Source organism: Comamonas sp. C11, assembly GCF_024496285.1.
In the GTDB taxonomy this organism is placed as follows: domain Bacteria; phylum Pseudomonadota; class Gammaproteobacteria; order Burkholderiales; family Burkholderiaceae_C; genus Comamonas; species Comamonas testosteroni_F.
In genome coordinates this window covers 358357-379706 of the sequence record NZ_CP101743.1, presented here as the reverse complement: position 1 = coordinate 379706, position 21350 = coordinate 358357, and the positions used below count along the sequence as shown (strand labels likewise).

30 protein-coding genes are annotated in these 21350 nt (G+C 59.8%); 6 read left to right on the top strand and 24 right to left on the bottom strand.

All coding sequences use genetic code 11. The features are described from left to right. Positions 1-15: 15 nt before the first annotated feature. The 10 genes from NOX35_RS01755 to NOX35_RS01710 form a co-directional block, all read right to left on the bottom strand. Positions 16-156 (bottom strand): hypothetical protein, encoded by a 141-nt coding sequence (locus NOX35_RS01755; RefSeq protein WP_256495520.1) that lies wholly within the window; start codon positions 154-156, stop codon positions 16-18. After that, a complete protein-coding gene (locus NOX35_RS01750) occupies positions 156-572 on the bottom strand; it encodes a F0F1 ATP synthase subunit epsilon (protein WP_003059364.1) in 417 nt (138 codons plus the stop codon). The genes NOX35_RS01755 and NOX35_RS01750 overlap by 1 nt, the downstream gene beginning before the upstream one ends. Before the next feature lie 152 nt (positions 573-724). Next, positions 725-2134, bottom strand: a complete 1410-nt coding sequence (atpD, locus tag NOX35_RS01745; RefSeq protein WP_003065399.1) for a F0F1 ATP synthase subunit beta — start codon at positions 2132-2134, stop codon at positions 725-727. A 34-nt stretch (positions 2135-2168) separates the two neighbouring features. Beyond that, on the bottom strand, positions 2169-3035 hold the full coding sequence (gene atpG / locus NOX35_RS01740; RefSeq protein ID WP_003065400.1) for a F0F1 ATP synthase subunit gamma: 867 nt from the start codon (positions 3033-3035) through the stop codon (positions 2169-2171). 18 nt (positions 3036-3053) lie between these two features. Further along, entirely contained in the window at positions 3054-4613 is a 1560-nt protein-coding gene (atpA, locus tag NOX35_RS01735) for a F0F1 ATP synthase subunit alpha (RefSeq protein WP_003065402.1), read from the bottom strand. Positions 4614-4658: 45 nt separating this feature from the next. Beyond that, entirely contained in the window at positions 4659-5198 is a 540-nt protein-coding gene (locus tag NOX35_RS01730) for a F0F1 ATP synthase subunit delta (RefSeq protein WP_003065404.1), read from the bottom strand. Between the two features lie 12 nt (positions 5199-5210). Next, positions 5211-5681, bottom strand: coding sequence for a F0F1 ATP synthase subunit B (locus NOX35_RS01725; RefSeq protein WP_003059375.1), 471 nt, complete (start codon positions 5679-5681; stop codon positions 5211-5213). A 35-nt stretch (positions 5682-5716) separates the two neighbouring features. Continuing rightward, on the bottom strand, positions 5717-5968 hold the full coding sequence (gene atpE / locus NOX35_RS01720; protein ID WP_003059376.1) for a F0F1 ATP synthase subunit C: 252 nt from the start codon (positions 5966-5968) through the stop codon (positions 5717-5719). A gap of 45 nt (positions 5969-6013) precedes the next feature. Further along, positions 6014-6877: a F0F1 ATP synthase subunit A gene (gene atpB, locus NOX35_RS01715; RefSeq protein ID WP_003059377.1), complete on the bottom strand. Its 864-nt coding sequence runs from the start codon at positions 6875-6877 to the stop codon at positions 6014-6016. 13 nt (positions 6878-6890) lie between these two features. Continuing rightward, positions 6891-7358 (bottom strand): ATP synthase subunit I, encoded by a 468-nt coding sequence (locus NOX35_RS01710; RefSeq protein WP_087085758.1) that lies wholly within the window; start codon positions 7356-7358, stop codon positions 6891-6893. Positions 7359-7736: 378 nt separating this feature from the next. On the opposite strand from NOX35_RS01710, the gene NOX35_RS01705 reads away from it, so the two are divergent. The 3 genes from NOX35_RS01705 to lipA are packed head-to-tail and all read left to right on the top strand — an operon-like array spanning position 7737 to position 9779. Then, entirely contained in the window at positions 7737-8054 is a 318-nt protein-coding gene (locus NOX35_RS01705) for a YbeD family protein (protein WP_003065410.1), read from the top strand. 41 nt (positions 8055-8095) lie between these two features. Then, positions 8096-8788 (top strand): lipoyl(octanoyl) transferase LipB, encoded by a 693-nt coding sequence (lipB, locus tag NOX35_RS01700; protein ID WP_182287073.1) that lies wholly within the window; start codon positions 8096-8098, stop codon positions 8786-8788. Positions 8789-8798: 10 nt separating this feature from the next. Beyond that, on the top strand, positions 8799-9779 hold the full coding sequence (gene lipA, locus NOX35_RS01695; RefSeq protein WP_256495516.1) for a lipoyl synthase: 981 nt from the start codon (positions 8799-8801) through the stop codon (positions 9777-9779). Between the two features lie 490 nt (positions 9780-10269). Here lipA and NOX35_RS01690 read toward each other — a convergent pair whose 3' ends face one another. The 5 genes from NOX35_RS01690 to NOX35_RS01670 form a co-directional block, all read right to left on the bottom strand. Further along, a complete protein-coding gene (locus NOX35_RS01690) occupies positions 10270-11319 on the bottom strand; it encodes a YwqG family protein (protein WP_256495515.1) in 1050 nt (349 codons plus the stop codon). 41 nt (positions 11320-11360) lie between these two features. Further along, the gene (gene ptsP / locus NOX35_RS01685) at positions 11361-13136 is read right to left on the bottom strand and encodes a phosphoenolpyruvate--protein phosphotransferase (RefSeq protein ID WP_256495514.1); all 1776 of its coding nucleotides are present in this window, start codon (positions 13134-13136) and stop codon (positions 11361-11363) included. 197 nt (positions 13137-13333) lie between these two features. Beyond that, complete coding sequence (locus NOX35_RS01680; protein WP_182285390.1) at positions 13334-13603, bottom strand: HPr family phosphocarrier protein; 270 nt, start codon at positions 13601-13603, stop codon at positions 13334-13336. After that, a complete protein-coding gene (locus NOX35_RS01675) occupies positions 13572-14027 on the bottom strand; it encodes a PTS sugar transporter subunit IIA (protein ID WP_034359049.1) in 456 nt (151 codons plus the stop codon). Before NOX35_RS01675 ends, NOX35_RS01680 begins: the two co-directional genes overlap by 32 nt. Positions 14028-14124: 97 nt before the next feature. After that, positions 14125-14691 (bottom strand): hypothetical protein, encoded by a 567-nt coding sequence (locus NOX35_RS01670; RefSeq protein ID WP_256495513.1) that lies wholly within the window; start codon positions 14689-14691, stop codon positions 14125-14127. 151 nt (positions 14692-14842) lie between these two features. Here NOX35_RS01670 and NOX35_RS01665 point away from each other — a divergent pair, with 151 nt between their 5' ends. After that, complete coding sequence (locus NOX35_RS01665; RefSeq protein ID WP_182285388.1) at positions 14843-15355, top strand: TlpA disulfide reductase family protein; 513 nt, start codon at positions 14843-14845, stop codon at positions 15353-15355. A gap of 150 nt (positions 15356-15505) precedes the next feature. Here the strand turns inward: NOX35_RS01665 and NOX35_RS01660 are convergent, their stop codons facing one another. Further along, on the bottom strand, positions 15506-15952 hold the full coding sequence (locus NOX35_RS01660; RefSeq protein WP_182285387.1) for a cytochrome c: 447 nt from the start codon (positions 15950-15952) through the stop codon (positions 15506-15508). A 138-nt stretch (positions 15953-16090) separates the two neighbouring features. Between NOX35_RS01660 and NOX35_RS01655 the strand changes: the two genes are divergently transcribed. Next, positions 16091-16795 carry a cytochrome b/b6 domain-containing protein gene (locus NOX35_RS01655; protein WP_256495512.1) on the top strand — a complete coding sequence of 235 codons (705 nt, stop codon included), beginning with the start codon at positions 16091-16093 and terminating at the stop codon, positions 16793-16795. An 82-nt stretch (positions 16796-16877) separates the two neighbouring features. Then, positions 16878-17366 carry a GNAT family N-acetyltransferase gene (locus NOX35_RS01650; protein ID WP_182285385.1) on the top strand — a complete coding sequence of 163 codons (489 nt, stop codon included), beginning with the start codon at positions 16878-16880 and terminating at the stop codon, positions 17364-17366. Positions 17367-17480: 114 nt separating this feature from the next. Here the strand turns inward: NOX35_RS01650 and NOX35_RS01645 are convergent, their stop codons facing one another. The 8 genes from NOX35_RS01645 to rplB form a co-directional block, all read right to left on the bottom strand. Next, entirely contained in the window at positions 17481-17987 is a 507-nt protein-coding gene (locus NOX35_RS01645; RefSeq protein ID WP_182285384.1) for a peroxiredoxin, read from the bottom strand. A 116-nt stretch (positions 17988-18103) separates the two neighbouring features. Next, positions 18104-18373, bottom strand: coding sequence for a 30S ribosomal protein S17 (gene rpsQ / locus NOX35_RS01640; protein ID WP_003059401.1), 270 nt, complete (start codon positions 18371-18373; stop codon positions 18104-18106). 9 nt (positions 18374-18382) lie between these two features. Further along, a complete protein-coding gene (rpmC, locus tag NOX35_RS01635; RefSeq protein WP_003059403.1) occupies positions 18383-18580 on the bottom strand; it encodes a 50S ribosomal protein L29 in 198 nt (65 codons plus the stop codon). 10 nt (positions 18581-18590) lie between these two features. Further along, positions 18591-19007, bottom strand: coding sequence for a 50S ribosomal protein L16 (rplP, locus tag NOX35_RS01630; RefSeq protein ID WP_003059405.1), 417 nt, complete (start codon positions 19005-19007; stop codon positions 18591-18593). Positions 19008-19009: 2 nt separating this feature from the next. Then, positions 19010-19879 carry a 30S ribosomal protein S3 gene (gene rpsC / locus NOX35_RS01625; RefSeq protein WP_003059406.1) on the bottom strand — a complete coding sequence of 290 codons (870 nt, stop codon included), beginning with the start codon at positions 19877-19879 and terminating at the stop codon, positions 19010-19012. A gap of 16 nt (positions 19880-19895) precedes the next feature. Continuing rightward, positions 19896-20228, bottom strand: coding sequence for a 50S ribosomal protein L22 (gene rplV / locus NOX35_RS01620; protein ID WP_003059408.1), 333 nt, complete (start codon positions 20226-20228; stop codon positions 19896-19898). A 10-nt stretch (positions 20229-20238) separates the two neighbouring features. After that, complete coding sequence (gene rpsS, locus NOX35_RS01615) at positions 20239-20514, bottom strand: 30S ribosomal protein S19 (protein WP_003059413.1); 276 nt, start codon at positions 20512-20514, stop codon at positions 20239-20241. 10 nt (positions 20515-20524) lie between these two features. Beyond that, positions 20525-21349, bottom strand: coding sequence for a 50S ribosomal protein L2 (rplB, locus tag NOX35_RS01610; RefSeq protein ID WP_003059414.1), 825 nt, complete (start codon positions 21347-21349; stop codon positions 20525-20527). Position 21350 lies beyond the last annotated feature (1 nt).

Genomic DNA, 21350 nt, shown 5'->3' with positions numbered 1-21350 from the left:
GCGCGCTGCCGCGGTTCAGAATCCTGCTGGTTTCGGGATCAGACCCTTTTGGACAAGCGCAGTGCGCTTCGATTTACGCAGCAGCAGTCCATAAAGAAAGCCACCGCATGCGGTGGCTTTTCTTTGCTGATGCAGGTGCTCCAGGGCACCGGACATCAACGCTTCTGGCGATACTTGCGCAGAGCGGCAATCTGAGCGGCCATGACGGCCAGCTCGGACTGTGCACGAGCGATATCCAGCTCGCCCTTGGCGTTCTTCAGGGCTTCCTCAGCGGCAGCCTTGGCCTTTTGCGCCTTTTCATCGTCCAGATCCTTGCCGCGGATGGCGGTGTCGGACAGCACGGTCACGCAGTTGGGTTGCACTTCCAAAATGCCACCGGCCACGAAGACGAACTCTTCGCTGCCATCAGGCATTTCGATGCGCACCGAACCCGGCTTGATGCGGGTGATCAGCGGTGTGTGGCGGGGATAAATGCCCAGCTCGCCCGCTTCGCCGGGCAAGGCGACAAAGCGCGCTTCACCGGAGAAGATGGACTCTTCGGCACTGACCACATCAACGTGGATGGTGTTCATCTTTGCTCCTTGAAAAGGTTAAAACTGGTCCTAAAACCGACACACCCCAAGCAAGAGACGCCAAGCAAGGGCCGCCCCCGCAGCGAGGGCGTCGTCCCCCTCCCGAAGAGAGAGGGGGAAGCGGCGTTAGCCGCTCAGGGGGTGAAAGTCCGTTAGGCTGCCAGCTTCTTGGCCTTCTCGAAGGCTTCGTCGATGGTACCAACCATGTAGAAAGCCTGTTCGGGCAGGTGGTCGGCTTCGCCGTTCACGATCATCTTGAAGCCACGGATGGTTTCAGACAGGGGAACGTACTTGCCGGGAGCGCCGGTGAACACTTCAGCCACGTGGAAAGGCTGAGACAGGAAACGCTGGATCTTACGAGCACGAGCCACGGTCAGCTTGTCTTCGGGAGCCAGTTCGTCCATGCCCAGAATCGCGATGATGTCGCGCAGTTCCTTGTAGCGCTGCAGCGTGCCCTGCACTTGGCGAGCCACCTTGTAGTGCTCTTCGCCAACCACTTGGGGGTCCAGCTGACGGCTGGTGGAGTCCAGAGGATCCACAGCGGGGTAGATACCCAGCGAAGCGATGTCACGGGACAGCACCACGGTGGAGTCCAAGTGAGCAAAAGTGGTGGCGGGCGAGGGGTCGGTCAAGTCATCGGCTGGCACGTAAACGGCCTGGATGGAAGTGATCGAGCCAACCTTGGTGGAGGTAATACGCTCTTGCAGCTTACCCATTTCTTCAGCCAGGGTAGGCTGGTAGCCCACGGCGGAAGGCATACGACCCAGCAGAGCGGACACTTCGGTACCGGCCAGTGTGTAGCGGTAGATGTTGTCCACGAAGAACAGCACGTCCTTGCCTTCGTCACGGAACGACTCAGCCATGGTCAGGCCGGTCAGCGCCACGCGCAGACGGTTTCCTGGGGGCTCATTCATCTGACCGTAAACCATGGCAACCTTGGACTCGCCCAGGTTCTCTTGGTTCACAACGCCAGCGTCGGACATTTCGTGATAGAAGTCGTTGCCTTCACGGGTACGCTCACCCACACCAGCGAACACCGACAGACCGCTGTGGGCCTTGGCGATGTTGTTGATGAGTTCCATCATGTTCACGGTCTTGCCCACACCGGCACCACCGAACAGGCCCACCTTGCCGCCCTTGGCGAAGGGGCAGACCAAGTCGATCACCTTGATACCGGTTTCCAGCAGTTCCTGCGAAGGCGACAGTTCGTCGTAAGCAGGAGCCTTGCGGTGGATCGCGGCGGTCAGGGTCTGGTCCACGGGACCACGTTCGTCGATGGGGTTACCCAGCACGTCCATGATGCGGCCCAGGGTAGCCTTACCCACGGGAACAGTGATGGGGTTGCCGGTGTTGGTGACCATCAGGCCACGCTTCAGACCGTCCGAAGAACCCAGGGCAATGGTACGCACCACGCCGTCGCCCAGCTGCTGCTGAACTTCCAGGGTCAGGGCCGAGCCTTCCAGCTTCAAGGCGTCATACACCTTGGGCACCTGGCCGTGGGCAAACTCCACGTCCACCACGGCGCCGATACATTGAACAATCTTGCCTTGTACTTGAGCCATTTTTTGCTCCAATCTGTTTGTTCGTTAAAGCCGTTTACACAGCGGCTGCGCCTGCCACGATTTCCGACAACTCGGTCGTAATCGCTGCCTGACGCGTCTTGTTGTAGACCAGCTTCAACTCGCTGATGACGTTGCCGGCGTTGTCGGTAGCGGCCTTCATGGCCACCATGCGCGCCGATTGCTCGGACGCCATGTTTTCCGCAACTGCCTGGTACACGAGGGACTCCACGTAACGAACCAGCAGTTCGTCAATGACGCTTTGAGCGTCAGGCTCGTAGATGTATTCCCAGGATGCACCCGTCTTCTCGGCTTGCAATTTTTCGGACGACAGGGGGAGCAGTTGCTCCACCACCGACTCCTGCTTCATGGTGTTGATGAACTTGGTGTACGCCAGGTACACCGCGCTCAGCTTGCCTTCAGCATATTGGTCCAGCAACACCTTGACAGGCCCGATGAGCTTGTCCAGGTGAGGCGTGTCGCCCAAGCCTGTAGCGTGAGAGACCACCTTGGCACCGACACGGTTCAGGAAACCCAGTCCCTTGCCGCCAATGGCCACTGCATCTGTCGCAACACCCGCATCTTGCAGTTCGCGCAACTTGTTGGTGACGACACGCAACACGTTGGTGTTCATGCCGCCGCACAAACCCTTGTCGGTCGTCACCACGATGACGCCGACCTTCTTGGCATCGTTCACTTGCATGAACGGATGCACATATTCAGGGTTAGCTTCGCCAAGATGGGCTGCAATGTTGCGGATTTTTTCGCTATATGGACGGGCAGCCAGCATCCGGTCCTGCGCCTTGCGCATTTTGGATGCAGCCACCATTTCCATGGCTTTGGTGATCTTCTTGGTGTTTTCCACCGATTTGATCTTGCCGCGTATTTCCTTACCTGCTGCCATGATGACTCCTCGCCGGTATTAAGCGAAGGACTTCTTGAATGCAGTAATGGCTGCAGTCAGTTCAGCTTCGTCCTTGCCTTCCTTGTCGAAAGCACGCTTTTCGTTCAGACGGTCGAGCAGAGCGCCGTGGCTGGTCTTCAGGAACTGGTGCAGACCAGATTCGAAGGGCAGCACTTGCTTGACTTCGATATCGTCCATGAAGCCCTTGTTCACTGCGAACAGAGAAGCGGCCATCAGAGCGGTCGACAGAGGAGAGTACTGAGCCTGCTTGAGCAGTTCGGTCACGCGGGCGCCGCGGTCCAGCTGCTTGCGGGTTGCATCGTCCAGATCGGAAGCGAACTGCGCAAAGGCAGCCAGTTCACGGTACTGAGCCAGGTCGGTACGGATACCGCCGGACAGGCCCTTCACAACCTTGGTCTGAGCGGAACCACCCACGCGGGACACCGAAATACCGGCGTTGATAGCGGGACGGATACCGGCGTTGAACAGGCTGGTTTCCAGGAAGATCTGGCCGTCGGTAATCGAAATCACGTTCGTGGGAACGAAAGCGGACACGTCGCCAGCTTGTGTTTCGATGATAGGCAGAGCGGTCAGAGAACCGGTCTTGCCCTTGACTTCACCCTTGGTGAAGGCTTCGACGTAGTCGGCGTTCACGCGAGCGGCACGCTCCAGCAGACGGCTGTGGAGATAGAACACGTCGCCGGGGAAGGCTTCACGTCCGGGAGGACGACGCAGCAGCAGCGAAACTTGACGGTAGGCCACGGCTTGCTTGGACAGATCGTCATAAACGATCAGAGCGTCTTCGCCGCGGTCGCGGAAGTATTCACCCATGGTGCAGCCAGCGTAGGCCGACACGTACTGCATGGCAGCGGATTCGGAAGCGGTCGCAGCCACGACGATGGTGTAGTCCATCGCGCCAGCTTGTTCCAGAGAGCGCACCACGTTCTTGATCGAAGAAGCCTTCTGACCAATAGCCACGTAGATACAGATAACGCCCTGGCCCTTCTGGTTGATGATGGCGTCGATAGCGACAGCCGTCTTACCAGTCTGACGGTCACCAATGATCAGTTCACGCTGACCACGGCCCACGGGAACCATGGAGTCGATGGACTTGATACCGGTTTGCAGGGGCTGATCCACGGATTGACGTGCGATCACGCCAGGTGCAACCTTCTCGATCACGTCCGTCATCTTGGCGTTGATGGGACCCTTGCCGTCGATAGGCTGACCCAGGGCGTTCACCACGCGGCCGACCAGCTCGGGACCCACGGGCACTTCCAGGATACGGCCGGTGCACTTGACGGTGTTGCCTTCTGCGATGTGCTCGTAGGCACCCAGAATCACGGCGCCCACGGAGTCGCGCTCCAGGTTCAGAGCCAGACCGTAAGTGGGTTGACCGTCGGCGCCTGCGGGGAATTCCAGCATTTCGCCAGCCATCACGTCCGACAGGCCGTGCACGCGCACGATACCGTCAGTCACCGACACCACGGTGCCTTGGTTACGGACGTCAGTGCTAGCAGCCAGCCCTTCGATGCGGCTCTTGATCAGTTCAGAAATTTCTGCGGGATTGAGTTGCATGACTCTTTCCTTCTTTCTTGTGTGTTAGCCGAGACCTCAAGCGCATTACGCCGTGAGGGCCGCTTTCATTTGTTCCAGACGGGCCTTGACGGAGGTGTCCAGCACCTCGTCGCCCACCACGACGCGAACGCCACCGATCAGCGATTCATCGAGCTTCACGGTGAGATTCAGCTTGCGGCCAAAGCGCTTTTCCAGCGTGGCGCCAAGCTCGGCCAGCGCTGCATCCTCAATCGGGAAAGCGCTGTACACCACGGCATCCGAAGAGCCGCTCTTGCTGTTCACGAGGCTGCGGAACTGGGCTGCCACTTCAGGCAGCACGTCCAGACGGCCGTTTTCGAGGACCACACGCAGGAAGTTGCGTGCGGACTCGGGCAATGCCGACTTGGCCACACCCGTGATGAGATCGAACACTTGCGCGTCGCTCACGTTCGGGTTGTCGGCCAGTTGGCGCAATTGCGGATTGGCGGCAATCGCCGCCAATTCCTCCACCCAAGCGACAGTGCTGTTCAAATCTGCAGCCTTGTCGGCGCAGGCTTTGAACAATGCTTCGGCGTAAGGGCGGGCAATGGTGGCGAGTTCTGCCATTTTTTGCTTTCCTTACAGCTCTGTCTTCAGGCGGTTCAGCAGATCAGCGTGGATACCGGCATTGACTTCCTTCTTCAGGATCTGCTCGGCACCCTTGACGGCCAGCGCTGCCACTTGCTCACGCAGGGCTTCACGGGCAGCAATGGCTTGCTGGTCAGCTTCAGCGCGGGCAGCAGCAACAATCTTGTTGCCTTCTTCTGTCGCGCGGGCCTTGGCTTCTTCAATGATGGCCTGGGCGCGGCGTTCGGCGTCCGCAAGCCGCGAAGCTGTTTCGTTGCGCGTCTGGGCCAATTCCTGCTCGACGCGCTTGTTGACAGCGGTCAGTTCGGTCTTGGCCTTGTCGGCAGCAGCGAGGCCATCGGCGATTTTCTGGGCTCGCTCATCCAGTGCCTTCGCGATCGGGGGCCACACGAACTTCATCGTGAACAGCGCCAGAACCAGGAAAACACCAAGCTGAACGAACAGGGTCGCGTTAATACTCACGGCAACACCTTTCTATTTAGGGCGTTGAACGGAGCTTAGGCAACCAGTTGGAAGGGGTTGGCGAAGGCGAACAGCAGAGCGATAGCCACACCGATCAGGAAGGCGGCGTCGATCAGACCAGCCAAGATGAACATCTTGGTTTGCAGTTCGTTGATCAGCTCAGGCTGACGTGCCGAGGATTCCAGGAACTTGCCACCCATCAGAGCGATACCGATCGAAGCGCCGATAGCGCCCAGACCAACAATCAGACCACAAGCCAGAGCGACGAGACCGAGAACGTTTTCCATGATGACTCCTAGGGATTAAAGAAAGGTTGAGTGAAAGAAAGGATTTCAGTGAGCTTCATGTGCCTGGCCGAGGTAAATCAGCGTCAGCATCATGAAAATGAAGGCTTGCAGGGTAATGATCAGGATGTGGAAGATCGCCCAGATCGAACCTGCAATGATGTGCCCCACGGGGAGCAACACACCGGAAAGCGACATGGCAGCCGCACCGCCCATCAAGGCGATCAGACAGAACACCAACTCACCAGCGTACATATTGCCGAACAGTCGCATACCGTGCGAAACCGTCTTGGCAATGTATTCAATGATTTGCATGGCCAGGTTCACAACACCCAGGATCACAGCAAACACGGGATTCTTAGAGGTACCGAAAGGAGCGGTCACCAGTTCGTGAGCCCAGCCGCCCATGCCCTTGATCTTCACCGAGTAGATCAGGCACAGCACCAGCACGCCGGTCGACAGACCCAGAGTGGTGGACAGGTCGGCAGTAGGCACGACACGCAGGTAGGCATGGGAGTCGCCCTGGGCGGTCTGCCACAGCACGGGCAGCAGATCCACAGGCAGCATGTCCATGGCGTTCATCGCGAAGATCCAGACGAACACGGTCAGTGCCAGAGGAGCGATGAACTTGCGAGATTCAGCGTTGTGAATATTGGCCTTGGCCTGGTTGTCCACCATCTCGACCAGCATTTCCACCGCTGCCTGGAAACGACCGGGAACGCCGGAAGTCGCCTTGCGGGCAGCCAGCCAGAGGACGAACAGGCACAAAGCGCCCAGAGTCACACTCACGGCAATCGAATCCAGATTGAACACGGAGAAGTCGATGATGGACTTCTGCTTGATGTTCTGGAGGTGTTGCAAGTGGTGAACGATGTATTCACTTGCAGTTGGTGCGTGCGCTTCTGCGGCCATCGGTCAACTTCTCTCAAATATCAATCGGTTTTTGGACACTGGATCGCACCAGAAGCGCAACCCAATACGTTTTCATCACAACAATCAAGCCAACCAGCAACGCCAGCCAGCTCAGGTCAGGTACCAGCTTGGGTGCAGCCGCCAACATGGCAATGCACAGCACCAGCTTCACCAGCTCCCAACCGAAAATCCCTGCCATGGCCGCACCGGCACCTCCCGGCCGCTGACGAACCACGCCTCTTGCAAACAGCGCCGCGGGCAACACGACCGCCAGCGCTCCATACGCTGCCGACCAGCCTGCGGCTGCACGCCCCGTGATCAACCACGACAGCAAAGCCACGATAACGCCTACCAGCGTCTGAACGATGACGATGCGCCAGACCGAAACCTGCGGAAAGCGCGAACGCCATGCAGAGGCTTCTTGTGCAGTCAGGGGCTTGAAGTCTTCGACTTCGTCCTCATCCTGAAAATCAGCGGGCATGTTTGTCATGTTTTCTTTCACACCGCTGACCAGACAAGACTTTTTTACAAAGCCTCTGATTATAAGTAAAAACCCCCGTCGTTAGATAGGGGTTGATACTGTCATGCGCAAAACGTCTTTGACAAGACCTGAGGGTTGTCGCTGAGTGACAACATCTGCCACCCTCGGCTTTGGTGCGGCGCGAGTGTGCCCTAATTGAAATACCTGATTACCCTGAATTGTCTGCCGCCTGCCAGGGGCTTTGCCGGTTGACAGGCCTCGCCGAGCCATGGATTAGGCCCACGCGCGCAGGGCTGCCCGGCGTGGCGCACAATCTTTCTTACTCATTGACCGGCTGTTTCACCAACGGCAATTTTTCATTCCAGCCAAGGACTCTTCATGAGCGACACGCCCAACCCATCTGCCGCCAACGAGAACGGCCAGCAAGAAGACCCGCGCAAGGATTCGCTGATCGAGTATCCGAGCCAGTTCCCCATCAAGGTGATGGGCGTCAAGAATGAGCATCTGGTGCATGAAATCACCAAGATCGCCGAAAAATTCGACCCCAGCTTTGACGCCAGCACGGTGGAGCTGCGCCCCAGTTCTGGCGGCAACTACCTGGGCGTGACCATCACCATCACGGCCACCAGCCGCGAGCAGCTGGACGACACCTACCGCGCACTGACCTCTCACCCCCTGGTGAAGGTCGTGCTGTGAGCAACAACCCGATTGCTTCCGCCTTGCAGCCTCCCGAAGCCATGGATCTGCGCTTTCTGGGGCACACCGGCTATGAAGCAACGGTGGTCGCGATGCAGGAGTTCACGCGCACTCGCAACCCGGCCACACGTGACGAATTATGGGTGTGCGAGCACTCACCCCACTTCACCCAGGGGTTGGCCGGCAAAGTTGAAAATGTTCTGAATCCCGGCGATATTCCCGTGGTGGCAACCAATCGCGGCGGCCAGGTGACCTATCACGGCCCCGGTCAGGTGGTGGCCTATCCGCTGCTGGATCTGCAGCGCATGGGCTACTTCGTCAAAGAGTATGTGTACCGGCTGGAAGATGCAGTGATCCGCACGCTGGACCATTTCGGCGTCACCGGCCACCGCGTGGCAGGTGCCCCCGGCATCTATGTGCGCCTGGACGATCCGCGCAGCCATGCCATGCTGGAGCAGCGACCGCAACACCGCGAGGCCGGCAGCCCGGCGCCCGAGCCGCATTTCGAGGGCCTGGGCAAGATTGCCGCCCTGGGCATCAAGGTCAGCCGCCACAGCACCTACCACGGAGTGGCACTCAATGTCGATATGGATTTGGAACCTTATTTGCGAATCAACCCTTGCGGATACGCAGGGCTGAGGACGGTGGACCTTTCTACAATCGGCGTACAGACAACCTGGGACGAGGCCGCATCCGTGCTGGGCCGCCAGCTGAAGGCGCGTCTCTCTCCCTGAAGGCAAGATCATGAGCACCAATGAAGTCGTGCGCGAAGCGCAGTCCGCCGAAAACTACAACCCGCTGGCCAAGCAGAAGGCTTCTGCCAAGCTGGCACGCATCCCCGTGAAGGTGGAGCAGGCCGAAGTCCTCAAAAAACCGGAATGGATCCGCGTCAAGGCCGGCAGCCCCAGCACGCGCTTCTACGAGATCAAGGACATTCTGCGCAAGAACAATCTGCACACGGTCTGCGAGGAAGCCAGCTGCCCGAATATCGGCGAATGCTTCGGCAAGGGCACGGCCACCTTCATGATCATGGGCGACAAGTGCACGCGCCGCTGCCCCTTCTGCGACGTGGGCCATGGCCGCCCCGATCCACTGGATGTGAACGAGCCGCTGAATCTGGCGCGCACCATTGCCGCGCTGCGCCTGAAGTACGTGGTGATCACCAGCGTGGACCGCGACGACCTGCGCGACGGTGGCTCGGGCCACTTCGTGGAATGCATCAAGAACATCCGCGAGCTCTCGCCCGAGACGCAGATCGAGATCCTGGTGCCCGACTTCCGCGGCCGTGACGACCGCGCACTGGAAATCCTCAAGTCGGCTCCGCCCGATGTGATGAACCACAATCTGGAAACCGCGCCGCGCCTGTACAAGGAAGCGCGCCCCGGCTCCGACTATCAGTTCAGCCTGAACCTGCTCAAGAAGTTCAAGGAACTGCACCCCGATGTGCCGACCAAGAGCGGCATCATGGTGGGCCTGGGCGAGACGGATGAGGAAATCCTGCAGGTGATGCGCGATATGCGCGCCCACAACATCGACATGCTGACCATCGGCCAGTACCTGGCGCCCACCAACAGCCACCTGCCCGTGCGCCGCTATGTGCACCCCGATACCTTCAAGATGTTCGAGCAAGAGGCCTACAAGATGGGCTTCACCCACGCCGCCGTCGGCGCCATGGTGCGCTCGAGCTACCATGCCGACCAGCAGGCACATGCTGCCGGCGTCTGAGCACCGAAGACAGCACTCACAAAAGCAGCCCCTGTGGCTGCTTTTTTTCATGCCCGGATGCGATGGGCAGTGCTGCGCGCTCCAGGATTTCCCCAAAAATAAAGCTCCTGAATAAGGAGCTTGATGCGCTTTTCCTGTAGCACTTACAAAGTCAATCCATAGCACAATCGTTGCATATCATGCGCCAAAAGCTATGAATTTTGAGTAACTCACTGTTTGCATCGAAAAAAACGCCTGGCTAACCGGCAAACCGCTGGCTGGCAAAAACGACTGCAGGCTGAACAGGCCCGACGAGTCGCCCCACGATGAAACTGAGCAATGCAGCACTGGATACCCCACCAGAGTCCTGCGCTGCAAGCCGGATGAATATTAACATCAAATGAGAATCAATATCAATTAATTTTCACTTCAGACAAAAAGAAATCTGTAAACACCTGTTTTGCGGTCATTTCGCAACCGTTGACACCTGCAATTACGGCGCCTGCCGGTTTCAGCAACACTGCAGCACCAGCCGCACTCGGTCGAAGCGACGTGCGCGCAGGTCGTCGCGGCGCATCCACAGATAGACCTGGCCTCCATCACCCCAGCCCATGCCACCTTTTTCATCACTGCCGATCTGCAGCAGCAAAAGCCACTGCGTTGCAGTATTGCGCACAGCCAGCGTGGCATCGTCCGCGTAGGCATCGCCATTACCGCAGTAATACCCCGCAGCCACCAGCGCGCATTCGGTCTGCATATCACCCTGGACAGGCGTGGGCCAGCCGCCGATGCGGTGGCAGCCGCTGTCCTCACCACCGCTGCTGGCAGCGTTCTGTGCGCCATCAAACCACCATTCGAAAAAGCGGTCACGCTGCTCTTCGTCAAGTGCCAGGCCCTGCGAACCCCACTGAGCGCTCTCCAGGGGCAGGGCCGTGACGCAGGCATGCAGTTCGCAGGCCATAGGAGCGAGCTGGCAGTGATCGGGCAGCTCTAGCAGCGCCGGCGGCTGCGGGCGCCGCTCGAGCGCGGCATCGCCCTCGGAGAAGATCAGCTTCAACCCGCAGGCATCGGCAGGATCGAAACCCCAGGGCTGCTCCATCAGGTCGTAGAAGACGGACAGCAGTCCGGACTCGGGGAAATCTGCATCCAGAGTCCCGGCGGAGCGGGCTTCGGCGAAGTTGATCTGCGCCACAAAGCTCAGCGGAAAAGTGCTTTCAAGCCTTGCGACGTGCTGCAAGGCCTCTTCGCGAAACAGCTGGACTTGCTCCGGCCTGGCCCATCGCCAGCGGCTGTCGGGAGCAACACTGTCTTCGCGATGGGGCTTCACCCGCTGCTCATGGTCCGGATAGCGTCCGCGCTCGGGCCAGGCCACACCGGCAGGCAGATCGGGACAGCCGCCAAATTTGGTGCTGCCGGACGCAATCTCCGCTTCATCCTCCACCACAGTGGTCTGCAACCACACGGCCGGCCTGGCTTGCTCAGCCAGTTGCTGCGCAAGTGCCGCATCTTCCAGCACCGGCTCGAGCGCGCGGGCAATTTCCTGCGAATCTGCGTAATTCATCCATCCCTTTCTGCCTGCCTCGATGTCGTTCCCCGGGTGCTTCAGGGCGCCAGCATCTGCGCCGGACATTCGCTGACCAGTACTTCGCTGGCCCAGGGTGCAAGCTTGCCGGTGTCCGCACGCAGCACCTCCTGCTTCACCGCCAGAATCTGCGCGGGGTGCATGGAAAAGCTGCGCAGGCCCAGGCCCAAAAGCAGCCGGGTCATGCTCAGATCGCCCGCCATTTCGCCGCAAACGCAGACTTCCTTGCCTGCGGCATTGGCCGCTGCGATCACCTCGGCCACCAGGCGCAACACGGCCGGATGCATGGGGTCGTAGAGATGGGCCACGGTTTCGTCGGCCCGGTCGATGGCCAGCGTGTACTGGATCAGGTCGTTGGTGCCTATGGACAGAAAGTCGAAATATTGGAGAAAGCTGCGCACCGTCAGGGCGGCCGCCGGGATCTCGATCATGGCGCCCAGCTTGACCGGGCCGTAGGCGACGCCGCGCACATCGAGCTCATGCTGCGCCTGGCGCAGCTGGGCCAGGGTCTGCTCGATCTCGCTGCGATGGGCCAGCATGGGAAACAGCAGCTTGATCTGCCCATGCGCTGCCGCGCGCAGAATGGCGCGCAGCTGGGTACGGAACATGACGGGGTCGGCCAGACTCCAGCGTATGGCGCGCAGGCCCAGCGCGGGGTTGAGGTAGTAGTCCTTGGGCTGTGCCTTGTCCAGGGGCTTGTCGGCCCCCACGTCCAGCGTGCGGATGGTGACCGGCATGCCTTGCATGCCGTCTATGGCCTCGCGATAGGCGCGGTACTGCTCTTCCTCGCCGGGCAGATTGCCGCTGCGTCCCATGAACAGAAACTCGGTACGGAACAACCCCACCCCGACTGCACCGGCACGCACGGCAGCAGCCCCGTCGCTGGGCTGCTCGATATTGGCCAGCAACTCCACCTTCTGCCCGTCCATGGTGAGGGACGGCGTGTAACGCAGACGGGTCAGGCGCTCGCGCTCCAGTTCAGTCTGGCGCTGGCGAAAGCTGTACTCCGCCAGGATGATGGGCGTGGGGTCCACGATGACCACGCCCTCGTTGCCGTCGATGATGACCCAGTCATCCTGACGAATCAGCTGGCTTGCAGCCCGCGCCCCAACCACGGCCGGAATGTCCATGCTGCGCGCGACGATGGCCGTGTGGCTGGTCTTGCCGCCCACGGCTGTGATGAAGCCCGCAAAGACCTTGCTCTTGAACTGCAGCATGTCCGCAGGCGACAGGTCTTGTGCCACCAGCACCAGCGGGGTTTCCGTGGTGACGTCAAGACGCAACTGCTGCCCATCGGTTGCAGGCACGGCGCCCGTCGGAGCCAAAGGTGGCGCAACCTGCGCAAGCGGACTGGCCGCGCCCTTCATGTGGCGCAGAATGCGCTCCACTACCTGCTCCAGATCGGCCTTGCGCTCGCGCAGGTACTCGTCGTCCATCTCGTCGAACTGGCGCGAGACGATTTCCAGCTGCGTGGTCAGCGCCCATTCGGCGTTGTACAGGCGCTCCGAGATCCAGTTGCGGATGGCCTCGGCCAGTGCCTGATCCTGCAACAGCATCAGATGCACATCGAGCAGCGCATCCAGCTCGCCTGGCGCATCCTTGGGCATTTCCTCCTGAAGCCGGCGCAGCTCGTCAATCACCGCATTGCGTGCCGTGCGGGCACGCTGGATCTCCGACTCCACCTGATCAGGCCGGATGAAGTAATGCACCACCTCCATGCGACTGGAGGCCACAACGACCGCGCGCCCGATGGCAATCCCCCGGGAGACGGCCAGGCCGTGGATGGCAAATGTCATAGCGAATGCCCTTTCGCGAATTTCGCGATTGCTTTTTGCTTGCTTCTTGCTCTTGTTTTTGCAGCAGTCAGCGCCAACTATCGCTGCACTACAGCATCAAAACAGCTCTACTTTATTGACAGCAAGACCTTGCCCGCTATCAAAAGAGCTAACTGCCACCTCCGCGCGGTCAAGCCGCGGCACAGGTGAAACAGCTTTTACTGGCCTTCGCCAAACTTGTCGTTGATCAGGGCCACCAGCGCCTCCGTGGCCTCCTGCTCCTGCGCGCCGTCGGTTTCCAGCTCCAGCTCGGAGCCTATGCCTGCCGCCAGCATCATCACGCCCATGATGCTCTTGGCATTGACGCGGCGCTCGCCCTTGGTCAGCCAGACCTCGCAGGGGAAGCTGCCGGCGAGCTTGGTGAGTTTGGCCGATGCACGGGCATGCAGGCCCAATTTATTGCTGATGGTGATATTGGTCTTGATCATTGGAAGGTCGTGCGCTTTGATTTTGTCGAGAACTGCCGGCTACCTGCATCACCCCCTGGCTGCCGCCCACCATGGCCCGCGAAACCAGGGCATCCAGCGGCTCATGCCGATAGCCGATGGAGCGCAAAAGCATGGGCAGGTTCACGCCCGCCACCAGCCTGGCCTGCAACAGGCCCGTGAGACGCTGGGCCACATTGCATGGAGTGGCGCCAAACAGGTCGGTCAGCACCAGGGTCGGTGCATCCAGCCCGCCATGTGCCACCAGCATGGCCAGGGCGCGCTCCAGCGTGGCCTCGGGCGCCTCTTCGGAAGGCACGTCCAGGGCCAGCAAATCGTCAGCGCTATCGGCAAACACATGCAGGGCGCATTCGCGCAATGCAGCGGCCAAAGGAGCGTGAGTGAGCAAAAGAATGCGCGTGGTCATGTAGTCACAGTTCTTGAAAGCAAATTATGGCCTGTTGCTTCGATCAACAAGGGCAATGAGGTGGATGAAGCGCAAAGCTCATGATCTGGATGGGGGCTTATTGCAATTGCAGGCCTGAAAAAAACATCTCGGCCTCGGCAGGCCCGAGCTTGTCGGCATAGATCACGGCGTGATAGACCCTGGCACCACTGCCCTCCAGACGAGCAAACCACAGGCCATGCCCCACCACGTTCTGTCCGCTCGGGCCCTGGCCTTCGAACGTGATGCGCAGGGACTGCGGCAGATTCAGCACCCCCTTGGGCACCCATGGGCCGTCTCCCTTGGCATTGAGCCTTGCCGCGACGCCGCCTGCCGACTTCAGCTGTGCCAGCACCGCCTGCTGCCAGAATGTCAGAGCCTCGGCAGCACGCGCTGGCTCGGCCACGGCGAAATGCGATACCGCATAGGTCGCGCCCCGGGCCTCGCAGCCCACGACCGACAGTTGCACCTGACCCAGCCCCAGCTCTATCGGCCGGGCGGCTGTTTGCGCATCGCAGGGCAAGAGTGCTTGCAGCGGCGCATCCTTGAGCTGGGTGGTACGCCAGTTCAGCGCCGGGCTGCAGGCTGCCAGCAACAGCGCGCAACCGGCAAGCAAGTTCACGGCCCGGAGTCCGGTTTTCTTCATGACCCATTATCGGCAGCGGCACGGGCCCGAGCTGTCACACAAGCCTAGGGTTGACCCGTGGGTCAAGCAGTAAGAACTGAACTTTCGGCGGGTTTGACACACCAACCCACAGATCAGCAAGGTGCTGAAGATTTGTGCACAATCAATCTCTATGGCAAGCAAACATTGGATCGCAGGCATTGTGGCGGCCGCCGTCATCGGCGTCGGGGCCTGGGTGTATTCGGGCGCAGGGCAGACCACTGCCCCCCAATCCACCTTTGTGCTGCTGGACGGCAGCCAGAAAACCACCGCCGAGCTCAAAGGCAAGGTGACGCTGGTGAACTTCTGGGCCACCAGCTGCACCACCTGCGTGGCGGAAATGCCCGAGATCATCAGCACCTACCAGAAGTATCGGGACAAGGGCTTTGACACCCTGGCCGTGGCCATGAGCTACGACCCGCCCAGCTATGTCGTGAACTTCGTCGAATCGCGCAAGCTGCCCTTCCAGGTCGCGCTGGACAACACCGGCACCGTGGCCAAGGCCTGGGGCGATGTGCAGCTCACCCCTACCACCTTCATCGTCAACAAGCGCGGCGAGATCGTGAAGCGCTATATCGGCGCCCCCGACTTTGAGCAACTGCACAAGCTGATCGAGAAGCTGCTGGCCGAGCCGGCGAACGCCTGAGCTCATTCAAAAGCATAGCTGGCTGCGCATGCTGCTGCTGAATCTCAAGCTTCAATCCAGCTGAAATGATCTACCAGCAAGCGCAAGACGCTCATAAAAAACCGGCAATGCCGGTTTTTTTGCGTCTGTTTGATGCAGAACAGTCTTGGCTTACTTATTGCGGAAGCTGTCGTGGCAGCTCTTGCAGCTATTGGCGGCCGGGCCGAAAGCCGTCTTGAGATTGTCCAGATTGCCGGTCTTGGCGGCGGCGTTGAGCTTGACGACTTCTGCTTCCAGCTTGCCCGACAGGTCATGGAACTTGGCCTGCTCCTTCCACACCTCAGGCTTGGCCTTGCCGCCTTCGGTGCCGGCACCGAAGCCAGCCCAGGGCAGCTTGGACATGAAGGCCACGACCTCGGCGCTTTCCTGCGCGCTCTTGGCATCGAAGGGCATCTTGCCGTTGGCCATGGCGCCCAGACGGCTGAAATGCGTGCCCAACACGCTCAGGGCGCTCTGGCGGTATTTGATGGCATCTTCAGCCTTGGCGAACTGGGCCGAGGCAGGCAGGGCCACGGTGGCAACCACAGCAGCGAATGCCAGAGTGGAAAAAGCTTTCATCAGGGTATCCTTTCTTGGTTCTGCAGCCTGCCGCAGGCGGCTGCCTGACCAGTATGGCAGAGTCACCCAAAAGCCGCGATTTGGGCTTGCGGCCTTGCCAGGGCACAATGCCCGGGTCCATCAGCCATGAAAAAAGCCATGACAGAGTCCGTCGCACAAACCGCCACGAAAATCCACAGAGTTCGGATCTGGGATCTGCCCACCCGCCTGTTTCACTGGCTGTTGGCGATCTGCATCGTGGCCCTGGTCGTCACCGCCAAGATGGGCGGCAATGCCATGAATTGGCATCTGATACTGGGACAGGTGGTGCTGGCCTTGCTGGTCTTTCGCATTCTCTGGGGCCTGGTGGGCGGGTACTGGTCGCGCTTTGGCAGCTTCATCCCCTCCGCAGCAGCCATGAAACGCTATCTCAGCGGCGCGTCGACCACGCAGGACCGCGCAGGCCACAACCCCCTGGGCTCGCTGTCGGTCATCGCAATGCTCATCGTTCTGACAGCGCAGATCGCCAGCGGGCTGATGAGCGATGACGAAATTGCCTTCAGCGGTCCCCTGACCCGCTTTGTCTCGGGCGAGCTGATCTCCAAGGCCACCAACTACCACGCCCACTGGGGCCAGTACCTGGTTTACGCACTGGTCGCACTGCATCTGCTGGCCCTCATCGGCTACAGCCTCAAGGGCGACAAGCTGGTGCCCGCCATGGTGACGGGCGACAAATGCCTGGCCGAACCTGTTGCCGCCAGCCGCGACACCGCTGCCACCCGCATGCTGGCTGCGCTACTGGCCGTGGTGGCAAGCGCACTGTCCTGGTGGGTCCATCAACTGGGTCAGGGCGCTGCTTTCTGAGTTCTGACGACGCCGCCTGCGCTTTAACCATGAAGCGCACTTGCCGCTACACTGACCCTTCTTTCATCATCGCCTAGTTGCCGTGGACAAGCCTGCCGTGGACTTGCTGACGCCCAGCCTGGAGGAAATGGGTGCTGTGCGCCAGATCTTCCAAGAGTATGCGGACAGCCTGAACATCGACCTGGAATTTCAAGGATTCGAATCTGAACTCGCCGCCCTCCCTGGGGAATATGCTGCGCCCCGTGGACAGATTCTGCTGGCTCGCGTGGATGGCAGCATTGCGGGTTGCTGCGCGCTGCGCCCTCTGGACGACTCCGACTACCCCAATGCCGCCGAGATGAAGCGCCTGTTCGTGCGCAAGGCGTTTCGTGGCTTTGGCCTGGGGCGCCAACTGGCCGAAACCATGCTCGACATAGCCCGCCAGGCTGGCTATGACCATGTGCTGCTCGACACCCTGGACGACATGGAGTCTGCCCGCGCACTCTATGTGGATCTGGGCTTCGAGTCGATCGAGCCCTACTATCACAACCCGCTTCCAGGCGCGCACTACCTCAAGGCGAACCTGTTCTGAGCCCCCTAATGCGAAAAAGGCATTGCCAGTTTGGCAATGCCTTTTTTCTGTGATGCCAAGCTGCCTTACGGCGAGAACATCATTCCCGCGCGCAGCAGCTCGGGACTTCACCCATCAAGCCTTGGCCTGAGCCAGCATGGTGTCGGCATCGCTGACTTCGAACTTGCCGGGGGCTTCCACGTTCAGGGTCGCGACCTTGCCGTCCTTGACCAGCATCGAGAAGCGATTGGCACGCAGGCCCAGGCCCTTGCCGTTCAGGTCCAGCGTCAGGCCGGTCGCCTTGGCAAAGGCCGCATCGCCGTCGGCAATCATGCGCACCTTGCCAGCCACCTTCTGATCGCGGCCCCAGGCGCCCATCACGAAAGCATCGTTCACGGCCAGGCACCAGATTTCATCGACGCCAGCAGCCTTGAGTTCTTCGGCCTTGGCCACATAGCCTGGCAGGTGCTTTTCGGAGCAGGTGGGCGTGAATGCACCGGGCACGGCAAACACGGCAATAGTCTTGCCGGCCAGAGCTTCGGGCAGCTTCACGGGGTTGGGGCCGAGGCTGCAGCCATTGCCTTCCACTTCCACATATTCCATCAAGGTCACTGCGGGCAGGGCATCACCAACTTTAATCATGACTATCTCCTTTGTTGCAAAGCAAGGACCGCGTTCTTGGCGGCCCAAATAAAAAAACGACCCACAGCATTGTGGGTCGTTTTCAAGGGCTTTGCAGCCGCCGGGCCTGGTTAGGCTTACACCAGGGCAGCCTTTTGAACCAAGCGGGTAGCAACCCAGTTCTTGGTCTTGGAGAGAGGACGGCTCTCGGTGATTTCAACCACGTCACCCAGCTTGTACTCACCTTGCTCGTCGTGAGCGTGGTACTTGCTCGACTTGATCATGATCTTGTCGTAGATGGGGTGCTTGACGCGGCGTTCCACCAGAACGGTCACGGTCTTGGCACGCTTGTCGCTGACCACCTTGCCAATCAAGGTGCGCTTGAGGGATGTTTTAGCTTCCGTCATGTCGGCTCCTTACTTGGCGGCTTGCTTTTCAGCAAGGATGGTCTTGGCACGAGCGATGTCACGGCGTGTAGCCTTGATGGTCGCAGTGTTGCCCAGTTGTTGCGTGGCCTTTTGCATGCGCAGACCGAAGTGAGCCTTTTGCAGGGACTTCACTTCAGCTTCCAGACCAGCCACGTCTTTTTGGCGGAGTTCAGCAGATTTCGTCATGTTGATCTCCTTAAGCACCAATGTGACGGGACACGAAGGTCGTGCGCAGAGGCAGCTTTGCAGCAGCCAGGCGGAACGCTTCACGGGCCAGCTCTTCAGGCACACCCACGATTTCGTAGATCACCTTGCCGGGCTGGATTTCGGCCACGTAGTACTCGGGGTTGCCCTTACCGTTACCCATACGCACTTCGGCGGGCTTGGTAGAGATGGGCTTGTCCGGGAACACGCGGATCCAGATACGACCACCACGCTTGACGTGACGGGAAATTGCACGACGTGCAGCTTCGATCTGGCGTGCGGTCAGACGACCACGGTCAGTAGACTTCAAACCGAAATCGCCGAAGGCAACGGAGTTGCCACGGGTAGCGATGCCGGTGTTGCGGCCTTTTTGTTCCTTACGGAACTTGCGGCGTGCAGGTTGCAGCATGTTTATTCTCCTTTACCGTCCGCTGCTGTAGCGGGCGCGTCGGCCTTACGAACGCGCTTAACGGAATCAGCACCAGCGCCAGCAGGCTTGTCGCTGCCATCGGCAGGAGCGGCATTGGTGCCTGCGGGACGACGGCCACCACGGCCAGCGCCATCACGGCCATCACGGCGACCGTCACGACGGGGACCACGGGGACGACGCTCGTCTTCAGGACGGGGCGTTTCCACGGCGGGCAGATCGTTACGGCCCAGGGTGTCACCCTTGTAGACCCAGACCTTCACGCCGATGATGCCGTAAGTCGTCTTGGCTTCGGAGAAGCCGTAGTCGATGTCGGCACGCAGAGTGTGCAGAGGCACGCGGCCTTCGCGGTACCACTCGGTACGAGCGATTTCGATACCGTTCAGACGACCGGAAGACATGATCTTGATGCCTTGAGCACCCAGACGCATGGCGTTCTGCATGGCACGCTTCATGGCGCGGCGGAACATGATGCGCTTTTCCAGCTGTTGGCAGATGGAGTCAGCGATCAGCTTGGCATCGATTTCGGGCTTGCGCACTTCTTCGATGTTCACAGCCACGGGCACGCCCAGGCGAGCAGCGAGTTCCTTCTTCAGGGCCTCGATGTCTTCACCCTTCTTGCCGATCACCACGCCCGGACGAGCCGAGAAAATGGTGATACGGGCGTTCTTGGCAGGACGCTCGATCAGAACGCGAGCCACGGCAGCGTTCTTCAGCTTGGCCTTCAGGTACTCGCGCACCTTGATGTCTTCGGCCAGCATGCCGGCGAAGTCACGGTTGCTAGCGTACCAGCGGCTTGCCCAGTTGCGGCTCACCGCCAGACGGAAGCCGGTAGGATGGATTTTCTGTCCCATATTCTTCCTTAAGGCCTCAGTTACCCACTGTCACGTAGATGTGGCAGGTAGGCTTGCTGATGCGGTTGCCGCGGCCCTTGGCGCGAGCAGTGAAACGCTTGAGCGTAGTGCCTTGCTCGACGTAGATGGTCTTGACCTTCAGTTCGTCGATATCGGCGCCGTCGTTGTGCTCAGCGTTGGCGATAGCGGATTCCAGAACCTTCTTCACGATCACGGCAGCTTTTTTCTGCGTGAACTGGAGAATGTTCAGAGCTTGATCCACCTTCTTGCCGCGGATCAGATCCGCGACCAGGCGACCCTTGTCAACAGACAGGCGGACGCCACGGAGAACAGCACGTGTTTCAGACATGTTCTATTCCTTACTTCTTGGCTTTCTTGTCCGCAGGGTGACCCTTGAAGGTACGAGTCAGCGCGAATTCACCCAGCTTGTGGCCGACCATCTGGTCAGTCACATAAACCGGCACGTGTTGCTTGCCGTTGTGCACGGCAATGGTCAGACCGATGAACTCGGGCAGGACCATGGAGCGACGCGACCAGGTCTTCACTGGCTTCTTGTCCTTGGTGGCGATGGCCTTTTCGACCTTGGCCAGCAAGTGATGGTCAACAAACGGACCCTTTTTAAGAGAACGAGTCATTTGCTACCCCTTACTTCTTACGGCGCGACACGATCATTGTCTGTGTGCGCTTGTTGTTACGGGTGCGGTAGCCCTTCGTCAGATTGCCCCATGGGTCAACTGGGTGACGGCCTTCACCGGTCTTACCTTCACCACCACCGTGCGGGTGGTCGACAGGGTTCATGACCGTACCGCGGACGGTAGGACGAATACCCATCCAACGCTTCACACCGGCCTTGCCCAGACGGCGCAGGCTGTGTTCTTCGTTGGCAACTTCACCGATGGTGGCGCGGCACTCGATGTGCACCTTGCGGACTTCGCCCGAACGCATACGCACTTGAGCGTAGATGCCTTCGCGAGCCAGCAGAGTGGCGGAGGTACCAGCCGAGCGAGCGATCTGAGCACCGGCACCGATCTTCAGTTCGATGCAGTGGATGGTCGAGCCCACGGGGATGTTGCGGATAGGCAGGGTGTTGCCCACGCGGATAGGAGCTTCGGAGCCACTGATGATGGTAGCGCCGACTTCCAGGTTGCGAGGAGCAATGACGTAGCGACGCTCGCCGTCTGCATAGCACACCAGAGCGATGTGGGCAGTACGGTTGGGATCGTATTCAATGCGCTCAACCTTGGCGGGGATACCGTCCTTGTTGCGCTTGAAGTCCACCACACGGTAGTGGTGCTTGTGACCACCGCCCTTGTGGCGAGTTGTGATGTGACCGTTGTTATTACGACCGGCCTTCTGGAATTGAGCTTCCAGCAGGGGGGCAAAGCCCTCACCCTTGTGCAGGTGGTCGCGAGTAACCTTCACCGCGCCGCGTTGGCCGGGGGTCGTAGGTTTGAGCTTGATAACAGCCATG

Excerpts from the sequence above, each read along its gene's own strand:
- NOX35_RS01755 (WP_256495520.1), bottom strand. The coding sequence starts at position 156 with ATGTCCGGTGCCCTGGAGCACCTGCATCAGCAAAGAAAAGCCACCGCA.
- NOX35_RS01750 (WP_003059364.1), bottom strand. The coding sequence starts at position 572 with ATGAACACCATCCACGTTGATGTGGTCAGTGCCGAAGAGTCCATCTTC.
- atpD (WP_003065399.1), bottom strand. The coding sequence starts at position 2,134 with ATGGCTCAAGTACAAGGCAAGATTGTTCAATGTATCGGCGCCGTGGTG.
- atpG (WP_003065400.1), bottom strand. The coding sequence starts at position 3,035 with ATGGCAGCAGGTAAGGAAATACGCGGCAAGATCAAATCGGTGGAAAAC.
- atpA (WP_003065402.1), bottom strand. The coding sequence starts at position 4,613 with ATGCAACTCAATCCCGCAGAAATTTCTGAACTGATCAAGAGCCGCATC.
- NOX35_RS01730 (WP_003065404.1), bottom strand. The coding sequence starts at position 5,198 with ATGGCAGAACTCGCCACCATTGCCCGCCCTTACGCCGAAGCATTGTTC.
- atpE (WP_003059376.1), bottom strand. The coding sequence starts at position 5,968 with ATGGAAAACGTTCTCGGTCTCGTCGCTCTGGCTTGTGGTCTGATTGTT.
- atpB (WP_003059377.1), bottom strand. The coding sequence starts at position 6,877 with ATGGCCGCAGAAGCGCACGCACCAACTGCAAGTGAATACATCGTTCAC.
- NOX35_RS01710 (WP_087085758.1), bottom strand. The coding sequence starts at position 7,358 with ATGCCCGCTGATTTTCAGGATGAGGACGAAGTCGAAGACTTCAAGCCC.
- NOX35_RS01705 (WP_003065410.1), top strand. The coding sequence starts at position 7,737 with ATGAGCGACACGCCCAACCCATCTGCCGCCAACGAGAACGGCCAGCAA.
- lipB (WP_182287073.1), top strand. The coding sequence starts at position 8,096 with ATGGATCTGCGCTTTCTGGGGCACACCGGCTATGAAGCAACGGTGGTC.
- lipA (WP_256495516.1), top strand. The coding sequence starts at position 8,799 with ATGAGCACCAATGAAGTCGTGCGCGAAGCGCAGTCCGCCGAAAACTAC.
- NOX35_RS01690 (WP_256495515.1), bottom strand. The coding sequence starts at position 11,319 with ATGAATTACGCAGATTCGCAGGAAATTGCCCGCGCGCTCGAGCCGGTG.
- ptsP (WP_256495514.1), bottom strand. The coding sequence starts at position 13,136 with ATGACATTTGCCATCCACGGCCTGGCCGTCTCCCGGGGGATTGCCATC.
- NOX35_RS01680 (WP_182285390.1), bottom strand. The coding sequence starts at position 13,603 with ATGATCAAGACCAATATCACCATCAGCAATAAATTGGGCCTGCATGCC.
- NOX35_RS01675 (WP_034359049.1), bottom strand. The coding sequence starts at position 14,027 with ATGACCACGCGCATTCTTTTGCTCACTCACGCTCCTTTGGCCGCTGCA.
- NOX35_RS01670 (WP_256495513.1), bottom strand. The coding sequence starts at position 14,691 with ATGAAGAAAACCGGACTCCGGGCCGTGAACTTGCTTGCCGGTTGCGCG.
- NOX35_RS01665 (WP_182285388.1), top strand. The coding sequence starts at position 14,843 with ATGGCAAGCAAACATTGGATCGCAGGCATTGTGGCGGCCGCCGTCATC.
- NOX35_RS01660 (WP_182285387.1), bottom strand. The coding sequence starts at position 15,952 with ATGAAAGCTTTTTCCACTCTGGCATTCGCTGCTGTGGTTGCCACCGTG.
- NOX35_RS01655 (WP_256495512.1), top strand. The coding sequence starts at position 16,091 with ATGACAGAGTCCGTCGCACAAACCGCCACGAAAATCCACAGAGTTCGG.
- NOX35_RS01645 (WP_182285384.1), bottom strand. The coding sequence starts at position 17,987 with ATGATTAAAGTTGGTGATGCCCTGCCCGCAGTGACCTTGATGGAATAT.
- rpsQ (WP_003059401.1), bottom strand. The coding sequence starts at position 18,373 with ATGACGGAAGCTAAAACATCCCTCAAGCGCACCTTGATTGGCAAGGTG.
- rpmC (WP_003059403.1), bottom strand. The coding sequence starts at position 18,580 with ATGACGAAATCTGCTGAACTCCGCCAAAAAGACGTGGCTGGTCTGGAA.
- rplP (WP_003059405.1), bottom strand. The coding sequence starts at position 19,007 with ATGCTGCAACCTGCACGCCGCAAGTTCCGTAAGGAACAAAAAGGCCGC.
- rpsC (WP_003059406.1), bottom strand. The coding sequence starts at position 19,879 with ATGGGACAGAAAATCCATCCTACCGGCTTCCGTCTGGCGGTGAGCCGC.
- rplV (WP_003059408.1), bottom strand. The coding sequence starts at position 20,228 with ATGTCTGAAACACGTGCTGTTCTCCGTGGCGTCCGCCTGTCTGTTGAC.
- rpsS (WP_003059413.1), bottom strand. The coding sequence starts at position 20,514 with ATGACTCGTTCTCTTAAAAAGGGTCCGTTTGTTGACCATCACTTGCTG.
- rplB (WP_003059414.1), bottom strand. The coding sequence starts at position 21,349 with ATGGCTGTTATCAAGCTCAAACCTACGACCCCCGGCCAACGCGGCGCG.